This is a genomic window from Methanofollis ethanolicus (genome assembly GCF_001571385.1).
Lineage (GTDB): Archaea > Halobacteriota > Methanomicrobia > Methanomicrobiales > Methanofollaceae > Methanofollis > Methanofollis ethanolicus.
The window spans coordinates 1,608,242-1,633,096 of sequence record NZ_BCNW01000001.1 but is presented as its reverse complement, the minus strand read 5'-3'; the positions used below and the strand labels follow the sequence as shown (position 1 = coordinate 1,633,096).

At 58.4% G+C, this 24,855-nt stretch carries 23 protein-coding genes; 18 read left to right on the top strand and 5 right to left on the bottom strand.

Annotated features, from left to right (window positions below; all coding sequences use genetic code 11):
* The first annotated feature begins 57 nt into the window (after positions 1 to 57).
* From alaS to MEFOE_RS13380, 3 genes are all read left to right on the top strand, one after another.
* Positions 58 to 2,799: an alanine--tRNA ligase gene (alaS, locus tag MEFOE_RS08020; protein ID WP_067050775.1), complete on the top strand. Its 2,742-nt coding sequence runs from the start codon at positions 58 to 60 to the stop codon at positions 2,797 to 2,799.
* Between the two features lie 2 nt (positions 2,800 to 2,801).
* Positions 2,802 to 3,407, top strand: a complete 606-nt coding sequence (locus MEFOE_RS08015) for an ArsR/SmtB family transcription factor (RefSeq protein ID WP_067050772.1) — start codon at positions 2,802 to 2,804, stop codon at positions 3,405 to 3,407.
* Positions 3,408 to 3,916: 509 nt separating this feature from the next.
* Positions 3,917 to 4,762: a transglutaminase domain-containing protein gene (locus MEFOE_RS13380; RefSeq protein WP_083523389.1), complete on the top strand. Its 846-nt coding sequence runs from the start codon at positions 3,917 to 3,919 to the stop codon at positions 4,760 to 4,762.
* A gap of 215 nt (positions 4,763 to 4,977) precedes the next feature.
* Here the strand turns inward: MEFOE_RS13380 and MEFOE_RS14000 are convergent, their stop codons facing one another.
* From MEFOE_RS14000 to MEFOE_RS08000, 3 genes are read right to left on the bottom strand one after another with little or no spacing between them, the layout of a single operon-like run.
* The gene (locus MEFOE_RS14000) at positions 4,978 to 5,133 is read right to left on the bottom strand and encodes a hypothetical protein (RefSeq protein ID WP_160329515.1); all 156 of its coding nucleotides are present in this window, start codon (positions 5,131 to 5,133) and stop codon (positions 4,978 to 4,980) included.
* An 8-nt stretch (positions 5,134 to 5,141) separates the two neighbouring features.
* Complete coding sequence (gene hisH / locus MEFOE_RS08005; RefSeq protein ID WP_067050765.1) at positions 5,142 to 5,744, bottom strand: imidazole glycerol phosphate synthase subunit HisH; 603 nt, start codon at positions 5,742 to 5,744, stop codon at positions 5,142 to 5,144.
* The gene (locus MEFOE_RS08000) at positions 5,722 to 7,134 is read right to left on the bottom strand and encodes a phosphoadenosine phosphosulfate reductase domain-containing protein (protein ID WP_067050762.1); all 1,413 of its coding nucleotides are present in this window, start codon (positions 7,132 to 7,134) and stop codon (positions 5,722 to 5,724) included. Before MEFOE_RS08000 ends, hisH begins: the two co-directional genes overlap by 23 nt.
* Positions 7,135 to 7,447: 313 nt before the next feature.
* On the opposite strand from MEFOE_RS08000, the gene MEFOE_RS07995 reads away from it, so the two are divergent.
* The 7 genes from MEFOE_RS07995 to MEFOE_RS07965 all read left to right on the top strand — a co-directional run bounded on the left by MEFOE_RS07995 (position 7,448) and on the right by MEFOE_RS07965 (position 13,627).
* Positions 7,448 to 9,352: an NADH-quinone oxidoreductase subunit 5 family protein gene (locus MEFOE_RS07995; RefSeq protein WP_067050759.1), complete on the top strand. Its 1,905-nt coding sequence runs from the start codon at positions 7,448 to 7,450 to the stop codon at positions 9,350 to 9,352.
* Positions 9,349 to 10,209 carry a respiratory chain complex I subunit 1 family protein gene (locus MEFOE_RS07990; RefSeq protein ID WP_067050755.1) on the top strand — a complete coding sequence of 287 codons (861 nt, stop codon included), beginning with the start codon at positions 9,349 to 9,351 and terminating at the stop codon, positions 10,207 to 10,209. Before MEFOE_RS07995 ends, MEFOE_RS07990 begins: the two co-directional genes overlap by 4 nt.
* A 3-nt stretch (positions 10,210 to 10,212) precedes the next feature.
* Complete coding sequence (locus MEFOE_RS07985; RefSeq protein WP_067050752.1) at positions 10,213 to 10,659, top strand: NADH-quinone oxidoreductase subunit B family protein; 447 nt, start codon at positions 10,213 to 10,215, stop codon at positions 10,657 to 10,659.
* Positions 10,652 to 11,029, top strand: a complete 378-nt coding sequence (locus MEFOE_RS07980) for an NADH-quinone oxidoreductase subunit C (protein ID WP_067050749.1) — start codon at positions 10,652 to 10,654, stop codon at positions 11,027 to 11,029. The genes MEFOE_RS07985 and MEFOE_RS07980 overlap by 8 nt, the downstream gene beginning before the upstream one ends.
* Positions 11,014 to 12,093 carry a hydrogenase large subunit gene (locus MEFOE_RS07975; RefSeq protein WP_067050746.1) on the top strand — a complete coding sequence of 360 codons (1,080 nt, stop codon included), beginning with the start codon at positions 11,014 to 11,016 and terminating at the stop codon, positions 12,091 to 12,093. Before MEFOE_RS07980 ends, MEFOE_RS07975 begins: the two co-directional genes overlap by 16 nt.
* Positions 12,094 to 12,100: 7 nt before the next feature.
* Positions 12,101 to 12,484 carry a 4Fe-4S binding protein gene (locus MEFOE_RS07970; RefSeq protein ID WP_067050743.1) on the top strand — a complete coding sequence of 128 codons (384 nt, stop codon included), beginning with the start codon at positions 12,101 to 12,103 and terminating at the stop codon, positions 12,482 to 12,484.
* Positions 12,485 to 13,330: 846 nt separating this feature from the next.
* On the top strand, positions 13,331 to 13,627 hold the full coding sequence (locus MEFOE_RS07965; RefSeq protein WP_067050740.1) for a hypothetical protein: 297 nt from the start codon (positions 13,331 to 13,333) through the stop codon (positions 13,625 to 13,627).
* Between the two features lie 128 nt (positions 13,628 to 13,755).
* Here the strand turns inward: MEFOE_RS07965 and MEFOE_RS14460 are convergent, their stop codons facing one another.
* Entirely contained in the window at positions 13,756 to 13,902 is a 147-nt protein-coding gene (locus MEFOE_RS14460) for a hypothetical protein (protein WP_235809667.1), read from the bottom strand.
* On the opposite strand from MEFOE_RS14460, the gene MEFOE_RS07960 reads away from it, so the two are divergent.
* From MEFOE_RS07960 to MEFOE_RS07925, 8 genes are all read left to right on the top strand, one after another.
* Positions 13,835 to 15,433, top strand: a complete 1,599-nt coding sequence (locus tag MEFOE_RS07960) for a histidine kinase N-terminal 7TM domain-containing protein (protein WP_235809652.1) — start codon at positions 13,835 to 13,837, stop codon at positions 15,431 to 15,433. The genes MEFOE_RS14460 and MEFOE_RS07960 overlap by 68 nt on opposite strands.
* Positions 15,434 to 15,476: 43 nt before the next feature.
* Positions 15,477 to 17,099: a thiamine pyrophosphate-binding protein gene (locus MEFOE_RS07955; protein WP_067050734.1), complete on the top strand. Its 1,623-nt coding sequence runs from the start codon at positions 15,477 to 15,479 to the stop codon at positions 17,097 to 17,099.
* A 482-nt stretch (positions 17,100 to 17,581) separates the two neighbouring features.
* Positions 17,582 to 17,989 carry a hypothetical protein gene (locus MEFOE_RS07950; RefSeq protein ID WP_067050731.1) on the top strand — a complete coding sequence of 136 codons (408 nt, stop codon included), beginning with the start codon at positions 17,582 to 17,584 and terminating at the stop codon, positions 17,987 to 17,989.
* 226 nt (positions 17,990 to 18,215) lie between these two features.
* Positions 18,216 to 19,406 (top strand): hypothetical protein, encoded by a 1,191-nt coding sequence (locus tag MEFOE_RS07945; RefSeq protein WP_067050728.1) that lies wholly within the window; start codon positions 18,216 to 18,218, stop codon positions 19,404 to 19,406.
* Positions 19,407 to 19,530: 124 nt separating this feature from the next.
* Positions 19,531 to 20,628: an RNA-guided endonuclease InsQ/TnpB family protein gene (locus tag MEFOE_RS07940; RefSeq protein ID WP_201785184.1), complete on the top strand. Its 1,098-nt coding sequence runs from the start codon at positions 19,531 to 19,533 to the stop codon at positions 20,626 to 20,628.
* Between the two features lie 79 nt (positions 20,629 to 20,707).
* On the top strand, positions 20,708 to 21,166 hold the full coding sequence (locus tag MEFOE_RS07935) for a YbhB/YbcL family Raf kinase inhibitor-like protein (protein ID WP_067050722.1): 459 nt from the start codon (positions 20,708 to 20,710) through the stop codon (positions 21,164 to 21,166).
* A gap of 180 nt (positions 21,167 to 21,346) precedes the next feature.
* A complete protein-coding gene (locus MEFOE_RS07930) occupies positions 21,347 to 22,072 on the top strand; it encodes an ABC transporter ATP-binding protein (RefSeq protein ID WP_067050719.1) in 726 nt (241 codons plus the stop codon).
* Positions 22,065 to 23,459, top strand: a complete 1,395-nt coding sequence (locus MEFOE_RS07925) for a hypothetical protein (RefSeq protein ID WP_067050716.1) — start codon at positions 22,065 to 22,067, stop codon at positions 23,457 to 23,459. Before MEFOE_RS07930 ends, MEFOE_RS07925 begins: the two co-directional genes overlap by 8 nt.
* 778 nt (positions 23,460 to 24,237) lie before the next feature.
* On the opposite strand, the gene MEFOE_RS07920 is transcribed toward MEFOE_RS07925, so the two are convergent.
* Entirely contained in the window at positions 24,238 to 24,780 is a 543-nt protein-coding gene (locus MEFOE_RS07920; protein WP_067050713.1) for a hypothetical protein, read from the bottom strand.
* Positions 24,781 to 24,855 lie beyond the last annotated feature (75 nt).

Genomic DNA, 24,855 nt, shown 5'->3' with positions numbered 1-24,855 from the left:
ACGATAAACAATATAATCATCCATTACCGAATAATAAGTAATAAGACGTGGTTTTGAATGCTCGAAGAAGAGTATCAGCTTGAATATTTTAAATCCCAGGGCTTCGTGCGGAAAGTCTGCACCAAGTGCGGGTCGGCGTTCTGGACCAGAGACCCGTCCCGGGAGACCTGCGGGGATGCACCCTGCGAGCCGTATGCCTTTATCGGCAACCCGGTTTTTCAGCCGCATTCCCTGGACGAGATGAGGGAGGCATTCCTTTCGTTTTTCGAGCGGCATGGCCACACGCGTATCGAGCGCTACCCTGTCGTCGCCCGCTGGCGTGACGACATCTACCTGACCATCGCCTCGATCGCAGACTTCCAGCCCTTCGTGACGAGCGGCCTCGTGCCCCCTCCGGCAAACCCGCTGACGATCTCGCAGCCCTGCATCAGGCTCAACGACCTCGATTCTGTCGGCAGGTCCGGTCGGCACCTGACCCTCTTCGAGATGATGGCGCACCATGCCTTCAACTCGCCGACCGAAGACATCTACTGGAAGGACAGGGCGGTCGAGTTCTGCGACCAGTTCTTCGCCTCGATCGGTGCCGACCTGAAAAAGATCACCTTCAAGGAAAACCCCTGGATCGGCGGCGGCAATGCCGGCGCATCCGTCGAGGTGCTCATCGGCGGCCTCGAAGTCGCAACCCTTGTCTTCATGAGCCTGACACGGGAGAAAAACGAGCAGGAACCGGTCATGCTGGAGGGCGAGCCCTACTATCCGATGAAGATGCGGATCGTGGACACCGGCTACGGCCTTGAGAGGATCACCTGGGCCTCGAAGGGGTCGCCGACGGTGTACGATGCCGTCTTCCCGGAGATGGTGAGCCACCTGATGCACGCGGCAGGCCTCGAACACCTCCTCGACAACAAGGAGTTCACGAAGATCCTCAGCCTCAACGCAAAGTTTGCCGGCCTGATGGACATCAGCGGCCCGAACCTCTATCAGCTCAGAAAGAAGGTCGCCGCCACGATCGATGTCCCCCTGGACAAGCTGGACAAGATGATCACGCCGATCGAGAAGATCTACGCGATCGCCGACCACACCCGCTGCCTCGCCTATATGCTCGGCGACTGCATCGTCCCCTCGAATGTCCGCGAGGGCTATCTTGTCAGGCTCGTGATCCGCCGCACCCTCAGGATGATGGCAGACCTCGAACTCAAGGGCAGCCTCGCCGACCTTGTCGAGATGCAGATGAAGATCGTCGGGCTTGACGCCTTCCAGCAGGACGTCAAGGTCGTCCGCGATATCCTGGACCGCGAGGTGGAGAAATACGCGGCGACCCTCGCCCGCGGCGCACGTATCGTCCAGAGGATTGCCCGCACCTACAAGAAGAAGAGCGAGCGGATCCCCCTGCAGGAGGTCGTCACCCTGTACGACTCGCACGGCATCCCACCCGAGATGGTGAAGGAGATCGCTGCACAGGAAGGCGCGGTCGTCGAGATCCCGGACAACTTCTACTCGCAGATCGCCGACCTCCACTCGGAGAACCATGTGGAGAAGGAAGCCGACCCGCTGGCAAAGTACCGCGAGCGTGTCGCCGGTCTCCCGGCGACGAAGAAGCTCTACTATGATCAGCCTGCCGACGTCGAGTTCGAGGCAATGGTCATCGACTACTTCGACGGCTATGCGGTCCTCGACCAGACCCTCTTCTATCCGGAAGGCGGCGGTCAGCCCTTCGACACCGGCACCCTCGTCACAGTGGAGAACATGGTGAGGGTGGAGGAGACGATCAAGCTCGGCGAGGTGATCCTCCACAAGGTGCAGGGCGGCATCCTCAAGCGCGGCGACCGCGTCAAGGGTATCGTCGACGAGGAGCGGCGCTGGACGCTGATGCGCCACCACACCGCGACCCACATCATCCTCCACGCCACCAAGGAGGTGCTCGGCGCCCATATCCACCAGGCTGGCGCCCAGAAGGGGATCGATACATCGAGGGTCGATATCAGGCACTTCAAGCATATCACCCCCGAAGAACTGAAGAGGATCGAGGTCCGTGCGAACCAGATCGTGATGGAGAATGCCCCGGTCTATATCACCTGGGAGGACAGGACGCGTGCCGAGCAGAAGTACGGCTTCGGCCTGTACCAGGGCGGTGTCCCGCCGGGCAAGTTGATCCGGGTCGTCCAGGTGGCCGGAGATGTGGAGGCCTGTGCAGGCACGCACTGCCGCTCCACCGGCGAGGTCGGGCCGATCGCGATCCTGCGGGTCGAGCACATCCAGGACGGTATCGAGAGGCTGGAGTTCTCCGCGGGTATTGCGGCGATCTACGCGATGCAGCACGTGAAGGAGCTCATCGCCCAGTCTGCCGAGATCCTCAGCGTCCAGCAGGAGAACCTGCCCACCAGCGTGACCCGCTTCTTTACCGAGTGGAAGGAGCAGAGGAAGGATATCGAGAGGCTGCAGCAGAAGGTCGTGGACCTGGAGGCGCAGCAGCTTGAGGCGGAGGAGATCGAGGGCCACCGTATCGTGGTGAAGCAGGTCGATTTGCCGCCGCAGGAACTGGTGGCGCTGGCATCAAGGCTCGCGGAGAACGGCGAGGTCGCACTCCTTGTCGGCGGGAACGAGCGTGTGCATGCCGTGATGGCGTCCCCGGTTCCCGAACTGAATGCAATCGAGGTCATCAGGGATGTCTGTGCGGCCCTCGGCGGCAAGGGCGGCGGAAAGCCCCAGCTTGCTCAGGGCAGCGGTCCCGAGGCCGGAAAGATCGGCGAGGCACTTACTCTCGGCCGGTCCCTGATCGAAGCGAAACTGCATAGCTGACAATGACGGAAGAGGTTGTGGTGCTGGAGCCCGGCGACGAGCGGGCGAAGAAGATCGCGAAGGCGATGGCGAGTCAGACGGCGAACGATATTCTCTCCGACCTGAAGGAGGGGCCGCTCAGCGCCGCCGAGATCGCTGACCACCTCTCCATCCCCATCACCACCCTCAAATACCATATCGAGAACCTGGCCGACGCGGGCCTGATCAAGATCGTCAGGACGAAGTGGAGTTCGAAGGGGCGTGAGATGAAGGTCTACGGCCTCACCGACACTCTCCTCATCGTCGCCCCGCAGGTGAAAGACATCAGGTCGATCCTCCTGAAGTACGCCTCCCTCTTCGGGGTCGTCGTCTTCGCGACGGTCATTGCAGCGGTGGTGATGCCGATGCTCATGCCGCCGGCGCCCGAACCCATGCCGCGGATGGTGGCGTTCAACGAGGGTGCCCCTCTCGGGGCCGCACCCAAAGCAGGAGGGGAGGGCTTCCTTGGTGGGGTCGACACCTCGGTCCTCGCCTTCTTCCTCGGCGGGAGCACGGTGCTCCTTGTACTCCTCGTCTATGAGGTGTATCTGTACTTCACGTACTATCGGCGGAGAAAGAGCAGGGTGTGAAGGATCGAATTATCCTTCATTTCTTTTTTTGATGTGCGCTTTGACAGTGTGAGAGATCATCAGGTACGTACGCCGCCTGCCTGAGTATCTCTATCTTGCTCACTGTCCCGGAGGAGTGTGCGAGCGACAGAGAGCATGAGAAGATCTCATAGATCTTCGAGGAGGCATCGACAGGTGCCGGGTGGGGGATGCCGCCTTCACCCGAAGGGGATGCCGCCTTCACCCGAAGGGGATGCTCGCCCATCTCCTGAGGGGGAATGTCGGGGAGGATAGAACAAGAGGCGGGAAACTGTAGCCTATACTAATGGGATCCTCAATTCCATGTTCAAAGGTTAATGAAAAAATCAACCAGACTACAATAAGAATATTTATCGAATAATAATTGCCATTGCTTTTCTGACTGCTATGTCTGGCCCCCTGAAAGGTATCGATCCTGTAAAAAACAGTATAGTATGTTTTTCAAAACAGACTTCACCTCTTTTTGACGAGACTGATGAGAGGCGGAACATATGAGAGCGTCAAAAACCCCAGAACGCTCTCAGAAAAAGAAGGACGAAAATATTATGAAATTCTTCGGATTTTTAGGTGTCTTTTTCTTAATTGCTGTTTTTTGTACCATCTTAACTTCAGTTCAGACTTCTCTTGCCCTTGATGAATATTTTTCAGTCATATACAAAACGACAATACAACCCCACGGGGAACAGGAAATTGAGCAGATTGTCGCCAGAGTTCGAAATATTTCAGATACCTCAGAAAAACTCGACGCCATTGCTGCATGGGAAACAGAAAATTTCACCGAAATATACTGGGAAAAAAGCCGAGAGAACAATCTCTCAATAAAGATCATGGATCCGCCAATCGGGAGATGGGTCTATGAATCAACAGGAAAGATCCGGCCGATGAATAATCCCTATGCAAATGATCCAGCATGGATCGCATATTACCGATTCGGAGCGTGTGGTGAACTTGCTCATCTCTTTGCAGATGTGGCGAATCGATCAGGGTATGAAACAAGAGTTGTAGTTGCGATTCTGAAAAACCCACCCGGAAATCATGCTTGGGCGGAAATAAAAATAGGAGATGAATGGGAATATTATGATCCGACGGTGTATGGAGAATATCACTATTTAGGGAAGCAAGCATTTCATGGACGTTGGTTCAATAAAATTGAAAATTATGATATATTCCAACCAGAAAGAGTAGCGGGAGTATATTTCGTGGATGATGGAGTGGACACCGGAAGCAGATATCCCAGATTGATCGTATCTTCACCTAACAGAAAGATCGATGAACAAATTGAAACAATCATAGATTACTGGCATATCGACGAAATTTTTAAGATTGAACCTCAATAAGTACAAATTAACCTTTCTTTTTCTTTTAATAAATTCAAAACCAAATAATTCTGGTCGCACAATTGTAATAATAACTAAAATGATTGAATCTCTCTTATTGAAGCGTACATTCTGCAAATAATAATATAGAGTTCATAGCCTGTGTGGTCGATGGAAAAGAGACCACTCAGTACATTCCTGATTGTCGTGCCACACCGGAAAAGAGAGTGACCGGACTATCGTCGGGCCATGAGGATGAGGGCTTCGCGGTTCTCCTCCATGGAGGCCCGCAGACTCTTTTTTTCAGAGGGAGAAAGGCCGTCTTCTCGTAAGACCCTGCGTTTTTCTGTGAGTAGCATCAGGTCCCTTCCCTGCACCCTCTCTCCGGTCATAGAGGCCCTCACACCATCCCGATAAAATTCCCGAGAATCCTCAGCCCCACGTCCCCGCTCTTCTCCGGGTGGAACTGGACGCCAAAGACATTGCCCTTCCGCACCGACGACGAGAAGGGGCAGATGTAGTCGGTCGTCGTCATCGTGTGCTCGGGCGCCGCCTCCGCATAGTACGAGTGGACGAAGTAGACATACGACCCGTCAGGCACGCCCTCGAAGAGGGGTTCGCCGGATCGGATCGAGAGAGTGTTCCAGCCCATGTGGGGCACCTTCATGCCGGGCGTCCGGGGGAAGCGGCGGACAGGGCCGGGGATCATGCCGAGGCCGGCGGAGAGGCCGCCCTCCTCCGAACTCTCCATCAGCATCTGCATGCCGAGGCAGATGCCGAGGACCGGCACCTCCCTCGCCGCCTCGCGGACCGTCCCCTCGATCGGGCCGAGCATCTCCATGCCGTCCCTGAAGGCGCCGACGCCCGGCAGGACGATGCCGTCCGCCGCGGCGATCTGGTCGGGGTCCGCCGAGATCACCGGCGACGCACCCGCCTTCTCCAGCCCCTTCCTGACGCTCCGGAGGTTGCCAAGCCCGTAATCAATTATAACTATCGTCTTCATCGCCGCCAGACTCCCTCTTCCGCCACAGGTCTTCTGCCGCCCAGTCTGCGGGCATGCCGTGTGCGGCGCCCCAGGCGTCGAGCCTCTCCGTCCACCCCTGCCAGAGGTCCGGGTAGGCCGCCTTTATCCGCACCAGCAGTGCACGGTCGCTCGACGGGCACATAAAGCAGCCGATCCGGTCGAGCCCCCTCTCGTAGAGCACATTGTAGGGGGCGTGCTCCTTGAAGAGATAGAGCCAGACATGCATCGCCGTCCAGTGCTGGATCGGGGCTGCGGAGACCTGGTTCCCGACAATCCTGTTCCGCCAGACCCTCGGGCTGTTCTTCCGGTTGAGAGACTCGTACTTCCTCTGGCCGATAAAAGAGAGTGACTCGCCCCACCGCTCGTCGATCACCCTGGACACAGGTTCGAGTTTTGCGACGCGGCAGCACCAGCGGGCATTGACCGCCGGCGGTCCCTCGACCTCGAAGTTCTTCCAGAAGGCCTCGCCTGTCTCGGCCCGCACCACCTCCACGCCGTAGCGCTCGGCGACGGTGGCGACATTCTCCTCGGTCTCAGGGAACTCCAGGCCCGTGTCGGCATAGAGGGCCGGCACCTTGCCGATCGCCTTCAGCACCAGGATGAGGGTGACAAGGCTGTCCTTGCCGCCCGAATACGAGACATTCGCCGGGAGATGGGCATGACTCTCCCGCACCCTCCTGATGAAGTCGAGCGCCGCCCCCTCATAAGCATCGAGAATACGGGTATTCGCCCTCACGGCGTCGTCCCAGCTGGCCTCGCCGGGCACGGCGTCGGCATCCCCGATCTTCCGGGTCCGCACCACCGCGCCCCTCTCCATCGTGCGCGCTTCGGCCGCATCGACCCGCGCGCGGCCGACGCCGATGCACTCGCCGCTCCGCGAGAGGAGGAAGACCTCGTCGCCCGTCCTGACCGAGTCCTCGATCTCCACAAGGCCCGGCGCAAGCAGACTCGACCCGCCCTCCCGGATCGACGCCACGGCGCCGTCGTCGACGACGACGTAGCGCTTCGTCGGTTTCATGTACCGGCACGCGGACGGCCGCGGCAGGGGTTCCCAGAAGCCCTCGTCGGGCATGTACCTGATGGCCGCAACAACCGTGCCGCCCAGGACCACCTCCTCCATCCTGTCAGGATCGGGGACCTTGTTGAGGACGGCGAGGTGCCCCTCAGGGATGAGGGGGACGCCGAAGTAATCGATGAAGATACTGTTGACGAGTGCGACGTCTGACGCAAAGGCCGGGCGTGCATCGCCAGGCGGGGTGATGGAAACCGCGTGGGTTTTTTCCCCGCAGGCGCACTGCTCCCCGAGCACGGGCGTATGGCAGGCATCGCACCAGCGTAGCTGGATCTTTCCGAGATATGACGGACGCATTGCATGTACCATGTGGATGCATAGATTAAAAGGACAGGGTTTGCGTCCGGGTTTGGACCATGATAAATATTAATCATGAAGGTTTTTTGTCATTTGGGGCGCGCAACAATGAGCACCACCCAATCAGGAGCCAATACGACCATAAAAATAGTATTGAATATCCTGCGACAGATATTTCATCCCCGTTTTTACCGGTCAAGCGACCGGAACCAATGAGATGGCGGAAAAAACTCGATGGATAAGGCTCCGATATGATCGGTGTTTCGCATGGTTAATAAACCACAAAATTCCATGGGGTAGGTGAGGGATAGGGATGTACGACCTGATATTCCTGATACTATTCCCCTGTATCATTGCAGCCATCCTGCTATTGCTCAATAATAACAGGGTGAGGCATGCAATTGTCGCTCTGGGGGCACTCGTCATCTCGGCGGGATCCATCTACCTTCTCGTCTCCTCATTTACACAGGGAGCGGTGTACTACACCTTCCCCTTCGAGCCGACGAGTCTGGTGATGTTCGCTCTAGAGATGGGTATCGCACTCCTGCTCCTGTACCTGGGAGTCAGGTTCAAACAACCGATCGCCGTCCTGCTGGTACTCATTCAGTCGGCGATGATGATCTACTACGAGATCACCTGGGGCATGGCAGTGGAGCCTGAGATGAACCTCTTCATCGACCAGTTCTCCATTATCATGGCCCTGATCATCGGCATCATCGGCAGTCTCATCGCCGTCTTTGCCACCAGTTACATGGACACCTACCATGGCCACCACCCGGAGGTGCGTGACCGCCGCAGGCTGTTCTTCTTCGTGATCTTCATCTTCCTCGCCGCGATGTTCGGCCTCGTCTTCTCCAACAACATCCCGTGGATCTTTTTCTTCTGGGAGATCACGACCCTGTCGTCTTTCCTCCTCATCGGGTATTCGGAGACAGAAGAGGCGACGAACAACGCTTTCCTCGCCCTGAAACTGAACCTCCTCGGCGGTATCGCCTTTGCCGGAGCAATCCTGTATCTCGCATCCGTCGACCCCTCGGGCGGCCTTCTTGAACTCGACGCACTCCTTGCCTCGGGCCAGGCCGTCGCCATCATCCCCGCGGTGCTGATCAGTTTCGCCGGGCTGACAAAGAGCGCCCAGATGCCCTTCTCGGGCTGGCTTGTCGGCGCCATGGTCGCACCGACCCCGGTCTCGGCCCTGCTCCACTCGAGTACCATGGTCAAGGCCGGCGTGTATATCATCGTCCGTTTCGCCCCGGTGCTCGCCGGCAGCCTTGCCGGTCTCTCGATCTCGTTCGTCGGCGCCGTGACCTTCCTCCTCGCCTCAGGGATCGCTATCTCCCAGAGCAATGCAAAGAAGGTCCTGGCCTACTCTACAATCGCGAACCTCGGCCTGATCGTGGCCTGCGCTGGTGTCGGGACACCCCAGCTCGTCTGGGCAGCGATATTCCTGATCATCTTCCACGCAGTCGCAAAGTCGCTCCTCTTCCTCTGCGTCGGGACTGTCGAGCACAGGACAGGCAGCCGTGACATCGAGGACATGGACGGCCTGATCGTCCGCCTCCCGAAGGTCGCGGCCATGATGTTCATCGGCATGGCCGGCATGTTCCTTGCGCCCTTCGGCATGCTGATCTCGAAGTGGGCCGCGATCGAGGCCTTCATCGTCGCCCCGCTCGGCCTCATCTTTGTGATGATCCTGGCCTTCGGCGGCGCCGTGACCGTCTTCTTCTGGGCAAAGTGGATGGGTAAGATCATCGAGGTCACGCCCTTCGGCGAGAACCTCGAGGGCACGGTCTCCACCGGCAAGTGGGTCGTCCTCGGGAGCCTCACGGCCATGACCGTGCTTGCAGCCCTCCTCTTTCCGCTGATCTCCTCGTTCCTTGTCGAGCCCTACGTCCTCAGTATCTTCAACGAGACGGCGCGGCTCGCTCAGGACAACGTCATCATCATGGTCATGATGATCGCACTCCTCCTCGTCCTGCCCCTCTCCTACCTCTCGTACAGGAAGCAGGGACGGACGATGCCGGCCTACATGGGCGGCAGGCCGACGACGCCCGACATGAAGTTCCTCGGATCCCTTGGCATCGAGCGCGAGATGACGACGAAGAACTACTACTTCGCCGAGTACTTCGGCGAGGCAAAACTCCTGAAGATCGGAAATCCCCTCTGTATCCTCCTGATCATGGCGGCTGCCGCCGCCCTTGTGGGGGTGGTGCTATGATCTCCATACTCACCGCAGTCCTCTACCTGCTCCTCGCCCCGATCGCAGGCGGGCTCATCGCCGGTATCGACAGAAAACTCACCGCACGCATGCAGGGCAGGGTTGGGCCTCCGCTCCTCCAGCCCTTCTACGACGTGGCAAAACTCTTCGAGAAGGAGGACGTGACGGTCACGCCGTCGCAGAACTTCTACATCCTCTCGTATCTCGTCTTCATGGCAGTGACAGGGGCCCTCTTCTTTGCCGGAGGGGACCTCCTGCTCGTGATCTTCGCCTTCACGCTGGCGCACATTTTCATCGTCCTCGGCGCCTATGCGGCCTACTCACCGTACAGTTACGTCGGTGCAGAGAGGGAACTGATCACCCTGATGGCCTACGAGCCGATGATCATCCTCACCGCCGTCGGCCTGTATCTCGTCACCGGCAGTTTCTACGTGAACGAGATCGCGGTCTCAACGGTTCCCGTCGCCCTGTACCTGCCCGGTGTCCTCATCGGGTTCCTGACCGTGCTGACGATCAAGCTCCGCAAGTCGCCCTTCGACATCTCGACCTCGCACCACGCCCACCAGGAACTGGTGAAAGGGCTTACGACCGAGTTCTCGGGCGCGACCCTTGCCAAGATCGAGATCGCCCACTGGTACGAGACCGTCGTCCTCCTCGGTATCGTGTACCTGTTCTTCGGGTTCAACCCGCTGCTGGCACTCGTCGCCATCGCCATTACATATTTCCTGGAGGTCTTCATCGACAACACCTTCTCCAGGATGAAGTGGCAGTGGACAATGAAGGAAGGATGGGGCGTTGCAGTAACATTCGGTTTCATCAACCTCGCCATCCTGTATTACTTCTACATGGGGGTGTGAGACATGGCATATCTGAAGAAATCACCCTGGCTGATCCATTACGACGCGTCGAGCTGCAACGGCTGCGACATCGAGGTGCTCGCCTGCCTCACGCCGCTCTACGACGTGGAGAGGTTCGGGATCATCAACACCGGGAACCCGAAGCACGCCGACGTCTTCGTGATCACCGGGAGCATCAACGACCTCAACCGTGCGGTCGTGAAGAACATCTACGAACAGATGCCGCACCCGAAGGTCGTCGTGGCCGTCGGGATCTGCGCCTGTTCGGGCGGCGTCTTTGCCGAGTGCTACAATGTCGCGGGCGGTGTCGACCAGGTGATCCCGGTCGACGTCTATGTGCCCGGCTGCGCCGCACGGCCGGAGTCGATCATCGACGGCATCGTGAAGGCGCTTGGCATCCTGGAAGAGAAGAGAGCAAACATGACACAGAAGGAGGCGACCCATGCCTGAAGACCAGCCGATGACCGAGTGCACGATTGAAGGACTCCTTCCGGCGGTGCGGGCCTACCATGAGAAGGGCTACCGCCTCGTCCAGGTCAGCTGCACAAAGGTGGACGAGACCTTCGAACTCAGTTACTGCTTCGACATTGACTACCACATGGCGGTCCTCCGCCTGGTCGTGCCGGCGGGCACGAAGGTGCCGAGCATCTCAGGGATCTACTGGGGTGCGTTCATCTACGAGAACGAGACCCACGACTTCTTCGGCGTGGCGTTCACCGACATCAACATCGACTTCAAGGGGACGCTCGTGCGGACGGCAAAGCAGTATCCCTTCAGCAACATCAGTTTCAGGGAGGTGGAGAAATGTCAAAAGAAATAGTCATACCCTTCGGCCCCCAGCACCCGGTGCTGCCTGAACCGATCCACCTCGACCTTGTCATCGAGGATGAAAAGGTGAAGCAGGCGATCCCGTCCATCGGCTATGTCCACCGCGGCCTCGAAACGCTGGTGGAGAAGAGAGAGTACCCTGAGTACGTGTACCTTGCCGAGCGGATCTGCGGGATCTGCAGTTTCATCCACGGGGCGACCTACTGCCAGGCCGTCGAGACGGTCATGAACGTCGAGGTGCCCGAGAGGGCCCTCTTCCTCAGGACGATCTGGTCGGAGTACTCGAGGATGCACTCCCACCTCCTCTGGCTCGGCCTTGCGGCCGACGCCTTCGGCTTTGAGAACCTCTTCATGGACGCGTGGCGCCTGCGGGAGTCGATCCTCGACGAACTTGAGGCGACGACCGGCGGCCGCGTGATCCAGGGGAGCTGCAAGGTCGGCGGCGTGCGCCGCGACATCGACGGGGAGACGCTCGACGCGATGACGACTCGCCTGGACGGTTTCAGAGGCGAGTTGAAAGAGATCTCCGATGTCTTTCTCAATGACAGTTCGGTGAAGGGGAGGATGAAGAATGTCGGCATCCTCCCGGCGAAGGAGGCCTACGACTACGGTGCCGTCGGCCCGACCCTCAGGGGGAGTGGCGTCGCCTCCGATGCGAGGATGCTCGGCTATGCCGCCTATGGGAAACTCCATTTCAAGCCTGTTGTCGAGGACGGGTGCGACTGCTATGCCCGTTGCGCGGTCAGGATGAAGGAAGTCTATGCCTCCATTGATATCATCAAGGAGGCGGTGCAGAAGATCCCTGACGGCCCCATCGAGGTGAAGGTGACCGGGAAACCCGAGGGCGAATATTTCGCGCGGGCCGAGCAGCCCCGCGGCGAGGTGGTCCACTATGTGAAGGGGAATGGCACCCGGCACCTCGCCCGCCACAGGGTGCGGACGCCGACCCTGACGAACATCCCGCCCCTGGTGAAGATGCTGGAGGGCTGCGAACTCGCCGACGTGCCGGTGATCGTGCTCTCCATCGATCCCTGCATCGGCTGCGCGGAGAGGTGATAGGAGTATGGGATATTTTCAGATGACGAAGACGGTGGTGAAGGCGCTCATCCACGGCCCCTCCACTATCCGCTACCCTGCCGTCCCGGGCAAGAGGACGCCGATCTCGCGGGGCCACGTGACCATCGACCCCTCCCTGTGCATCTCCTGCGGGATGTGCATGCGCAAGTGTCCGGCGAACGCGATCTGTGTCGAGCGCCAGGAAAAAACCTGGGAGATCGACCGGTTCCGCTGCCACGTCTGCAACTGCTGCGTGGAGGTCTGCCCTGTCCACTGCCTCACGATGGAGAACACCTACACGGCGGCGGCCACGGTGCACGAGGGACGGGAACTCGTCCCGATCACCTATGTCAAGCCGGAGAAACCGGCGAAGAAAGAGCCTGAAGAATAAGGCGCTTTCATTTTTTTCCTATTTTTTTGGTTTTGTTGAAATCCTGTCCGGGCGTGCCTTATCCATGGGGTTGCCGCCCCCCAGATCCCCTGCCACCAGGATAGGGCGGGTTGGCAATCACCCTCCTGAGAACCTCCTGCCTTGTCTTCCCCCATCCTATCCTGATTCAGGAGACGAGCTTCAGCGAGTTCGAGAAACCGAAGGTTTCGAGTTCCGGGGGCTGTGAACGGAGTGAGCACAAGAAAATCTTTGATTTTCGGCGTCAGTCCCCCGGCAAAGAGTGTGGGGAAGGCGGGGGATCTGAGCGTCCCTCAGAGGATCAGGGAAAGACACCGATCCTATCATGAGGGTTTCTTCAATCAAAGCCAAATGAACGAGATTTCTGGTATGACCTCATGGTAAATCCCCTCGATCCCATTCATTATTGTGCCTGCATGGCGGAACGTGAGGGTGATGCCCCGCCGGACACGCCCGGGTCAAATACGCCCAGATCTACCTCCGATCTGGGGATCACACCTCCCATTCTGGGCCATATCGGGGAGAACCGGCGATCCGGGCAGAATGGGGTCCGCGGGCGAAACTGGACGAAATCCGACAGGACTCAACGCCCCAGGGCCGTCGATATGAGTGCAGGTAATGCCCCGCCATTCCCGGTCTCCCTGGTGCCGGGAAAGGAAAGGGAGCGGGGTTGGAAATTGTCCGGATCCGAAATCTGTGGAAATCCCTGTTCTGACGTACCTGTGAAGGGAGGTGCGACCGCAGGGAGCGTGAATCTTTGGTTTTCGAGGAGCCCCCAGACCCCTAAGATGGGCTATCCCGAAGAGCAGGTATATCATTGAGGGTCGGATGCCTGGGCAGAGAAGGATCGGATGCAGAGGTGCCGCACACGGCAAAATAACCCTGAAATCAGCGGGGATCCGACACCTTGCAGGGGCTCTTTTCCACCGTGGTGCGAGGGGTGGAATCGGCATCCGATACGAGGAGGAAAATCTCCAGATTGTGTCGGGATCCACGATCCGGCTTAAGTATGCCAGCAATGTTTATACACCCCTCAGGAGTATCATTCAATATCCCACTTCACGGGAGGTGAAGTCCATGGCAAAGAAGGGAAGCAAGAAGCAGCCGAAGGAACCGCAGGAGTAAATATATATTCTGCTCATATTTTTTTCTTTTTTATAAAATCCGCCCGGAACGGGTAGAAAAAGTACATATCCCACCCTGAAAACATAGTCTATCCATGGCCGCCAGATCTGCGGGTGCGATCCGGCACTCTACGCCCGTTTTCCTTCAACAGGGCAACCAATGAGCCCCCATATCATGAGCGTCATCCTGATGGCAACCTCTTTTCTCATCGGTACTGCTTTAATCCTTGAAACCTGGAAAAGGAAGCAGAGTCCCGGTGCAATCTTTTTCTGCATATTTCTCTCCGGTATCCTTCTCTGGTCCCTGGGTTTGGTGATGGCCCTCCTCCCCCTTGGGGGGGAATGGATAGTTTTCTGGACCGATGTGGCCTTCCTCGGTGCGGCCGTCCTGCCTGTTGCATGGATGGTTTTTGTCCTCCAGTACACGCGGAGAGGACACCTTGCCACGCCTGCCGTGACGGCCGCCATCGCCGCCGTGCCTGCTATTACGGTCTGGCTGCGATGGACCGGCGGTACCGCACCCTACAACCTCGTCACCGAGGTCTGGCCCTGGATCTTTATCGGCTATCTGTACCTCGTCGTCGTCGCGAGCATCCTTCTCCTTGTCTCGATGCTCCTGACCGCCCCGCCCGTCTTCAGGAAGCAGATCGGTTTCGTGCTGATGGGTACGCTCATACCCTGGGCTGCGGTTATTTCTTTCATCGGCGAAACGGCAGCAGGCAGCATCACGCTCCTCCCCTTTGTTATCATGCTCACCGCGCTTGCGATCTTCGCCGGCGCATTCAGGTTCAACCTCTTCGAACATATCCCGCTCCTCATGGACAGGGTTGCAAACAGCCTCAACGACGGCATCTTCCTCCTTGACCCGGAGTACAGGATCATCGAGATCAACAACAACGCCGCGCGGCTCATCGGAAAGGAGAGCGACGACGTCGCAGGGGAACCCGTTGCCGGGGAGATATACCTCTTTCCCAGACTGATCAGAGATTACGGCGGCAACCAGGAAACGGCATATATCCAGACCGTGAAACAGCGGGGCGACATGCTCCAGCACTACGAACTGCGCATCTCGCCGCTGAAAGACGAGCGTGCGCAGGTCTTCGGACACCTCCTCGTCGTCAGGGACATCAGCAGGCTCAAGGAGACGGAGGATGCGCTGCTATCTGCACACAAAAAGATCACCATCCTCTCTGACATCACCCAGCACGACATCAAGAACCAGCTCGAAGTGATCGAGGGATATGCCGGCATCCTCACCGAGAACACACCCCCTGGATCGGCTGAGGCAGAGTATATGCAGAAGATCTGCCGGGCCGCAGAGTTGATAGGCAGCCATATCACTGTATCCCGTGACTACCAGAACCTCGGCGTCATGTCCCCCTGCTGGCAGCCTGTCAGGGAAATCGTGCTGAGGTCGGCACGGATCCTGCAGAACAACGGGATCACCCTCGACGTCACGACAGGCGACCTTGCAGTCTTTGCCGACCCCCTCTTCGAGAAGGTCTTTTACACGCTCTTTGAAAATGCGGTCAGGCACGGCAGAGGGGTGACGAAGGTCACTGTCAGCTTCACGGAGGGCCCTGACTGCGGGGTCCTCGCCGTCGAGGACGACGGCGAAGGGGTGGCCGATGCAATCAAGGACCGTATATTCGACAAAAGTGTCGGCAGCCACACGGGCCTTGGCCTCTTCATCGCCCGCGAGATCCTCCTGACTACCGGGGTCTCCATCAGGGAAACGGGGATCCCCGGGGAAGGCGCACGTTTCGAGGTGTGCGTGCCGAAAGACCGGTACCGCCTCGGGGGTTAAACATTATATCATACCCTGCCCCATGCCGGGCCATGGTGAGCATATGACCGGAGGTACCGCTGGGGAGAGAGGCGACCCCACCGTCGCCGAGGTGATCGTCGACGAAATCGCACGCAGGGGAGTGAACCTCGTCTTCGGGGTTCCGGGGACGTCCTCCCTCGGGATCATCGACGCGGTGAGAAAAAATCCCGATGTCCGTTTCATCCAGGTGCGCCACGAGGAGAACGCGGCGATGGCAGCGTCGGCCTACAACAAACTGACAGGGCGGATAGCCGCGTGCGTGACCATCGCGGGGCCGGGTGCGACGAATCTGGCCACAGGTCTCTACGACGCAAAGGAGGACCACGCGTCTGTCCTCTCCCTCAACGGCCAGGTCGAGGTGCAGTACACCGGGCCGGGCGGCTTCCAGGAGATCGACCAGGACGCCTTTTTCCGGCCGATCACCGTCTTCAACAACACGGTCCACGACAGGACAAAGGCGATGAAACTCGTCGATGCCGCCCTGCGGCATGCGGTCGTGAAGGGGGGCGTCGCACAACTCTCCGTCCCGAACAACATCCAGAAGGAGGCCCTCGACCCTGCCTGCTGCCCGCGGGAAGGGCCGCCGCCGCCGACAGGGATCGCACCGCCGGAGTCGGAGGTGCAGAGGGCGGTCGAGGCGATCGAGAAGGCCAGGCGGTCGGTTATCATCGCCGGATGGGGCGCACGCACCGCCGCGGAGAGCGTGACCGCCCTCGCGGAACGGATCAGTGCGCCCATCCTCACCACCTTCAGGGCGAAGGGCGTCATCCCCGAAGACCACCCCTGGCACCTTGGCATCCTGGGCAGCGTGGGGCCGGGGTATGCGCGGGAGCAGGCCAGGGCCGCCGACCTCCTCCTCGTCTTCGGCGTCGGTTTCTCGGCGCAGACCCATGTCCCGGAGGAGGTCCCGATGGTCCAGGTCGATCTCGACCCGATAAAACTCGGGCGGAACGCCGACTCCGTCCTCCTCTGGGGGGACTGCGCCCGCGTCATTCCCGACCTCCTCGGCCGCGTGCGGGAGAGGAGGGACGACGCCCAGAGGGAGGAGGTGGCGCACCAGAGAGAGGCATGGAAAGCGCAGAGAGATAAGGAGGCCAACCCGGAGGCCGTGCCGATCCGTCCGCCGTATATCATGAAGGTGCTCTCGGAGACCATCCCCGACGACGCCATCATCTCCATCGACGTCGGGGAGAATGGCTGGTGGTTCGGCAGAAATTTCACGATGAAGGAAGGGCAGGCATTTGTCATGTCCGGGTACCTGGCGACGATGGGTTTCGGCCTGCCCGGTGCCATCGCCGCGAAACTTGCCTATCCGGAGAGACCCGCCGTCTGCATCACCGGCGACGGCGGGTTTGGTATGGCGATGGCCGAGTTCCTCACCGCGGTGAAGTACGACCTCCCCATCGTTGTCGTCGTCCTCAACAACCACGAACTCGGCATGATCCTCGTCGAGCAGAAGATGGAAAACTACCCGAACTTCGGGACAGAACTCCACAACCTCGACTTCGCCGCCTATGCACGGGCCTGCGGCGGGGCCGGTTTCAGGGTAGAGAGACCCGCCGACCTCGCCCCCGCGGTTCGGGAGGCACTGGCGGCCGGCGTACCGACTGTCGTCGACGTGGAGACCGATCCAAAGCGTTTCTGATCCCCCTCTATTTTTCGCTGGCAGAGGGCGCTTATCATCAGCCCTGCCCATCCGGGCATGCTATCGGGGGGACGGTGATGCAGAAGATATAGAGGTCATCCCAAAACTGATCCGAACCTTCATGCACGCCGATGAAAGGACTCACATTCGGTTCTGAAAAATCCTGTTCTGGTGTCTTGTTCGGGGGGTTTCACCCCCCGATCCCCCCATCTTTGCGATAGGGGATGGATGACAATCTCCTTCATCAGGATCTCTCTCTTCCCCGACCCTATCCTGTTTCGGGGATCAGGGGGCGTCAGTCCCCCGGCAGAGATCTGGGGGACGGCGGTGGTTTCGCACGATTCTTCAGGGAATTCAGGAAGATATCGACCCGAACATGATATTCTCTCCCGATCCCTGCATGCAGAGATGGGGGAGTGAACGAGAGTTCTGGGATATGCTCATATACAATTCAGACAGAACCACATTGTGAGACCATTGCAATGCCCGAGAACCTGCGGGTCGGCCTGATGATCGCACGGCAGATGGAGAGATACACCAGAATCGGTTGCCTCGTCCTCGCCGATTTCAGCACTCTTGCCAATGACCTCGCACGGAAAGGCGTGAGGTATGCAAACGACCTCTCCCGCACCCTCCTCAATCATCACCACCATGTCGCCACAGTCAGCGGGGACACCATCATGCTCCCCTCCGATGTCTTTGCCACCCGGGTCGCCTTTGTCGACTACGACGGCAGGAGGGAGATGGAACTGTACCGGGGGAACCGCCGGGAGACAGGTCTGGACGAGGTCGCCTTTGTCCAGGACGTCGCGCCGCGGATGATCGAGGGGGTCGAGGCGGTGCGGAAGTTTGTCGAGGGGGTCAAAAGGAAGACCGCCGAGTTCGTCTAACCTTTCGGCCCCCCTTCGGGACAGGGACAGGAGTATGCCAGAGCGAGAACGGCGGTGATCACGGAACGCCGGGCCCGTGTGAGAACCGGAATTTCAGACCATAAATTCTCTTTTTCCCGTTTTTCCCGCAAAAAAATTATTTTTCCAGTGACTGGCCAGATGAAAGCTCCTTTATACTGTAACTTTCAGATCCTGAAATGGCCTATTTCCGGTCATCTGATGCGATATGAATACAATAAAGAAGGCGACGGGCGTTCTTGCAGGAGTTGCCGCCCTTGCACTCATCCTCCTGATTGCCGCCGGCGGGTGTGTCGGGTCTGGCAAAGGAGTTTCACCGGACCTTCAGGTTCCGGTTGATGAGGAGGAGCAGACTCCTCTCCCGACAGAGTCCCTCCCGACACCGACGCCGGAAGAAGGCTATGCCCTGCCGGCAATCGTCCCGGCCACAGCGCCAGTACAGAAGACGATGACACGAGCCTTCCCGACACAGTTCGAGAAGAAGACCTATACTATCGAGATTGATGTGAACGGGAGCGTCTATGATGGGGCCAGGAACGTCGACAGGCGGTGGCCGGTCAGTGTGTCCTGGGGCGACCCCACGGTCATGACAGCCTATTACCGGCGTTATATCGAAGACCCCGCAATGGGGATCTTCTTCGACGACCTGGCAAGGCCATTCCGGTACATCAAGGCGGCCGACGGCCTGAACGACGAGGAATACCTCGAACTCCTGATCACCTTCGTGCAGCAGATCCCGTACGACGCCGACGCCCCGTCAGAACCCCGGTATCCGGTCGAGGTGATCGGAAACATGAAAGGAGACTGCGACGAAAAAAGCCTGCTCCTTCTCGGCCTGCTCGCCCACGAGGGCTATGACACTGCCCTTCTTCTCTTCCCCGGCGAACACCATGCGGCCACGGGAATCGGTATCACGGTCAACGGCAACCCCTCCTTCAGGGTATTCGAGAGCCCGGACCGCGAGAAATATTTCTATATCGAGAGCACGGGCCCGACCTATATCGGCCGTTACACCGAACCCTTCGGGAGTGCAAAGGCCTTCGTCGTCCCCCTCGGCAACGGGACCAAGCGTTTCGACCGGGTGAACTATGTCACCCGCATCACAGGGGTCTACCAGAAGATCGACGACCGTCTTCCCTATATGAGTGCCAGGATGGAGGAGTGGCGGGACGAGATCGAGGACCTCAAAGAGAGTCTCACGCACGGCACTTACGAGACGCGGGATGAGTGGGACCGCGACCACCAGAGATATACCGACTTGATCAGGCAGCACAACGACTATGTGCAGAAGTTCAACAGGTACATCGAGGTCAGGACCTATATTGCCGACCACTCCTATGACATGGCCGGGGTGTACCGCTATATCCAGAACAGCAATGTGGAGGATATCAGGATCTGATCGTGGTGCGACCCGCACCCCCTTTCATCTAAATGGGCAGGGAGACCCCGGCCAACAGGTGCGGCGAGGTATTGCCCTTTTCACCTCCGATATCGTTTTGTGTTACCATGATCAGCATATGCATGTGATCAGGACAATCACGTTCAAACTTCTGTTGCCCGATGGCGGTTCTTCTGCTCTCCTTGATACGATGAGGGCCTATTCCGCTGCGTTCTCTGCCTCTGCACAGTGGGGGTTCGAGAACCATACGTGGAACAAGGTGGAGAACCACAAGGCAACATACAAGGTTGTTCGTGAGGCTGTACCTGATCTCCCGTCCTCTCTGGTACAGGGTGCGCGAGACTGCGCGTGTGAAGCCCTGAAAGCCGTGAAGTGTAAGACCATACCAGAACGAAAACCGCTTGCTGCAATGCGATACAACCAGCGGGTCATCACAGTGAACCCGGTGCATGGTCTTGCGACCATTGCATCGGTGCGAGGACGGATCAAGGCGACGGTCCCAATCTCCGGGTATCATCGTAATTACCTCTCCTGGACTGTCACCTCTTCGACGCTCTCCTATGATCGGAGGAAGAAGGTGTTTTACCTCCACATCTCGATGGAACATCCGGACGTGGAGCCGGTGCAGGAGGTTAAGGTGCTCGGGATTGACCGGGGGATCGTGAATGTTGCTGTTTGTTCCGACAACACTTTTTTCAACTCTCGGCAGGTGAAGTGCGTTCGGTCGAAGTACGCTCATCTCCGTCAGGAGTTGCAGTCCGGAGGCACCCGGTCGGCACAGCGGAAACTCCGCAGGATGGCCGGACGGGAAAGACGGTTTGTGACTGATGTGAATCACTGTATCTCGAAGCAGATTGTGAACTCTGAGTACACGGTCTTTGCACTGGAAGACCTCTCGAAGATCCGGGTTCAGAAGCGGAGAGGTAGGGAGTTTAAACGAAAGCTGAACACCTGGTCGTTCTACGAACTCGAACAGTTCCTCCGGTACAAGGCCGAGGCTCTGGGAAAGCAGGTTGTTCTCGTTGATGCCCGATACACCTCGCAAAAGTGTTCGGTGTGTGGGCATACCTACAAAGGAAACCGGGAAGGCTCGTCGTTCAGGTGCCGGAAATGTGGCTTTCAACTCCATGCTGACCTCAATGCTGCTCGAAACATTGCTCAGGCGGGTATATCGTGCCTGAGCAGGCTGTCTGTCAACCAGCCAAATGGAGCGCATTCGTAAGAGTGCAGGTACAAGCCACGCCCAACAGGTGCGGGGTAGTTGACATACTATGTGCGATACTCTTGCGGAGGTATCGAGGATGGAAAACCCCATCGTAGAGATCGGATTCAATGCCTTCCCGACGAGGCACACCTGCGACGGCGAGGACATATCACCGAAAATTCGTATTTCCCGGTTGGAGTCACCCTATTTTGCGGTCATTCTCACGGACCCCGGTGCGAAGGTCGATCACTGGCTCATCTGGAATATCAGGGCGACTGATGTCATACCTGAAGGGATTCCCCGGAAAATTGAGGTTTCATCCCCTATTTCGGCACGGCAGGGAATGAACGACCTCGGGACTATCGGGTACAGCGGGCCCTGCCTGCCCGAGGGGGCGGCCCACGAGTATTACTTCAACCTCTATGGGACCGACACCCCTCTCGATCTCCCTGGCGGCGCGACCGGAGCGGAGTTGAGAGAGGCGCTCAGGGGGCACACAATCCAGTACAGCGGGATGGCGGTGGCAGGGTACAGCAAGAAAAAAATCGTGGTCTGAATGAAGATGACCATGGCCCCGGAGCAGGCACCGAGAGAGACGGGGGGCCGGACGATGTAGCGTACCGCAAGTGCAGGGTACGATAGAAAAACCATTCGATATTCTCTCCCCTTTCTGTCCCAGGATAATTTAAAAATATTGATACATCGCGAGCATCCACCTGATTCTGGAGACGCACGCGTGACCGCCATACTGAATGTACGAAACCTCACGAAGGTCTACGGGGAGACCACCGCACTGGACAATGTCACCCTCTCGGTCGAGCAGGGAGCGCTCTTCGGGCTTCTTGGCCCCAATGGGTCCGGGAAGACCACGATGATCAAACTGCTGACCGGGCAGGTGCGGCCGTCGGGCGGTGCGGCGACGGTGCTCGGCATGGACGTCGTGGCAGACCCTGTGGGGGTGCGCTCACGGGTCGGGATCATACCCGAGCAGGAGACGCCGCCGAGTTTTCTCACCTCCGAAGAGTACCTCCGCCTCGTCGGCGCCATCAGAAAGATCCCCGACATCGAGGAAGAGATGGCGTGGTGGTTCGATTACCTGGAGTTCGAGGACAAGCGCGACGTGCTCTGCAAGGACCTCTCCCGCGGCACGCGGCAGAAACTGATGTTTGCCCAGGCATTCCTCCACCACCCGGTGCTCGCCCTGATCGACGAACCTCTCATCAACTTTGACCCCATCATGCAGGAGAGAGTGAAGGACTACCTGACCGGGTACGTGAAGAAGGGCAACACCGTCTTCATCTCCACGCACATCCTGGAGATCGCGGAGGAGATCTGCTCGGACTTTGCCGTACTCCACAGGGGCAAACTTCTTTCGACCGGCAGCGTGGCCGGGGTCACGGAGCAGGGCCGGCACCTCAACGAGTACTTCCTCTCCCTTGTCAGGCAGGACAGCCATGTTTGAACTCTTCTCCGCCATGATGAAGGAGGAGTGGCGGGTCCACTCCACGATGTTCGGGAGCCTCAGCTTCGCCCTCTATCCGGTGCTGATCTTCGCCATCGCCTTCATGGGTTCCTTCCTCCTCCCTCTCATCAGGCCACTCCTCCCCTTCGGCGACCTCGCCCTGGTGACGCACGCCCTCTTTCTTCTGCTCGGCCTGATGGTCGGGGCATTCGGCCTCCTCATGAACGAGGTGATGGAGAGGCGGTTCGGGCAGGCGAGCACTCTTGCCTATGCGGCCCGCACCCTGCCCGTATCCGAGAGGGTCATCTTCCTGAACTTTGTGGTGAAGGACACGGTCTACTACTTCGTGCTCTGGGTGCTCCCCTTTGTCGCAGGGTTCGCCCTCGCCGCACCTTTTGCCGGCATCCCGCTGGCGACGCCGGCGCTTCTCCTCCTCACTCTCTCCCTCTCCTTCCTCACCGGCCTCTCCGCGGCGTTCTTCCTCTCGATGGTCTATACCCGCTCGAAGTGGGTGCTCGTCGCGGTCTCTGTGCTCCTCGCCGGTGCCGGTGTGGTGGCCCACCTCGGCGGCGTCTCTCTCTTCCTCCCTCTGGCCCTCTTCCGCGCCTTCTCCCCGGTGACGCTCCTTGCGGCGTGCGCCGTCGTCCTCCTCCCTGCCGCCCTCTCCATCGCCCTACTGCGCTCGGAGGCCGCGGCGCGGGCGAAGCACCACAGGGAGATGCTCGCACCCCTTACCCGGCACTTCTCCCTCTTCCCGTACCCCGCCCTCGCCGCGAAGGACTGCATCGACCTGCTCCGGAGCGGCAGCGCCGTCGGCCAGACCCTCTTCTCCTTCCTCATCCCTCTTGGGGTCATCTGGTTCTTCCTCTCCCTCCTCGGCCCCTTCCTCCCGGCGTCCGGCATCCTCCTCCTCTTCTCGGCCCTCACCGGCGTGGTCGCCTCGACGATGTACATCTGGCTCACAATGTTCGACAGCTTCGGGCCGTACGCCTGCCTGCCCCTCGGCGTCGCCGACGTCATGAAGAGCAAGGTCTGCAGTTTCGCGGTGCTGCAACTCATCCCGGCCGCCTTCATCGCCCTCGTCACCGTCCTTACGGGAGAGGCGGCGCACCTCCTCCCCGCCCTGGTGCTCTGCCTCTCGGTCTCCTTCTACGGCCTCGCGGTGACAGTCCACCTGACCGGCCTCTCCCCGAATGTCCTCCTCTACGACCCGCGGGTGCTCGTCCTCCACCTCCTTGCGCTGGGCATCCCCCTTGTCGCCCTCCTCGTCCTCTCCTTCATGAACCCCTGGTATGCGGTGGCGTCGGTGGTGCTGGTGGGAGTTGGGTGGGGGATCGTGCAGAGGGGGTTTGTGAAATGGGAGGGGAGGGAGGTGGTGGGGTATTGAGAAAGATCCCTCCCGAAAAATCAGTTGATGAGGTCATCCCAAAACTGATCCTACCCTCTGTCCTGTCGATGGAATGATCGGTATGTGGTTCTGAAAAATCCTGTTCTGGCGTCTTGTCCGGGGGTTTTCACCCCCCGGTTCCCCCATCATTGTGATAGGGGGTAGATGGCAATTTCCTTCATCCGGATCTCTCTTCCCCGACCCTATCCTGTTTCGGGGGTCCGGGGGCGTCAGACCCCTGGCAGAGATCTGGTGGAAGGCGGTGGTTTCGCACGATTTTTCATGGTATTCGGGAAGACATCGACCCGATCATGAGATTTTCTCCCGAGTTCAGCATGCGGGGAAAGGGGAATGAACGAGAGTTTTGGGATATGCTCGATATATAATGACCCGACATTGCCGGGAGGAAAATCACATCTTGACTACGAGGTCATCCCAAAACTGATCTACTGTCTGTCCTGTCGATGGAATGATCGGTATGTGGTTCTGAAAAATCCTGTTCTCGTGTCTGTTCGGGGGGTTTCACCCCCCGGTCCCCCCCTCATTGCGATAGGGGGCGGAGGGCAATCTCCTTCATCAGGATCTCTGGTCTCTCTTCCCCGACCCTATCCTGTTTCGGGGGTCCGGGGGCGTCGGTCCCCCGGCAGAGACCTGGGGGAAGGCGGTGGTTTCGCATGATTCTTCAGGGAATTCGGGAAGACATCGACCCGATCATGAAGTTTTCTCTCGAGCCCCCATGCAGAGATGGGGAGAGTGAACGAGAGTTTTGGGATATGCTCTACGAATGAAAATCCATCAGGCAATTATAACAGAACTGTGTAGAATGCAACAGTACCTCCTCGCAGGTGTCGAACTCATGCCATTGCCAGTTCTTTACAGCAGTGTTTTTCAAACCAGATAACATCCCGCCAATATTTTTTTCATCAAAACCCTTCTCGTACATCACCAGAACATATTTTTTCAAAGAGAGATCGTACTCGCATGCACTGAATACCAGTCCAATTTCCAGGATTACGGAATAATTAATCGCCGTTTCATCCGGATTTTCATGAAAGAGATGTACGATCAGGACATGGCTATCCCTGATCAGGGTACGTCCAAGGCGGAAATTATATGCTTTTTCGTCTTCCACAGGATCTCTGGGATATTCCTGAGAGAGATCGGTCGATATTTTTGCGTTGAAGTTCTCGGACTCGCGCAGGTGCTCTTTCGCACGATACAGATGTGGCCGCTTGAATGACCCCAGCAACCCGATCTTTAAAGATTTTTTATCCTCTCCTGAGCAGAGATAGTGCCAATTTAACTCAGAGAGAAAGTCCATCTTAAAAAATCATTTCTGTTCCGGGTAATAATAGTGTAGAGTAACATTTTTGTTACTCAAACCTGTGCGATATAT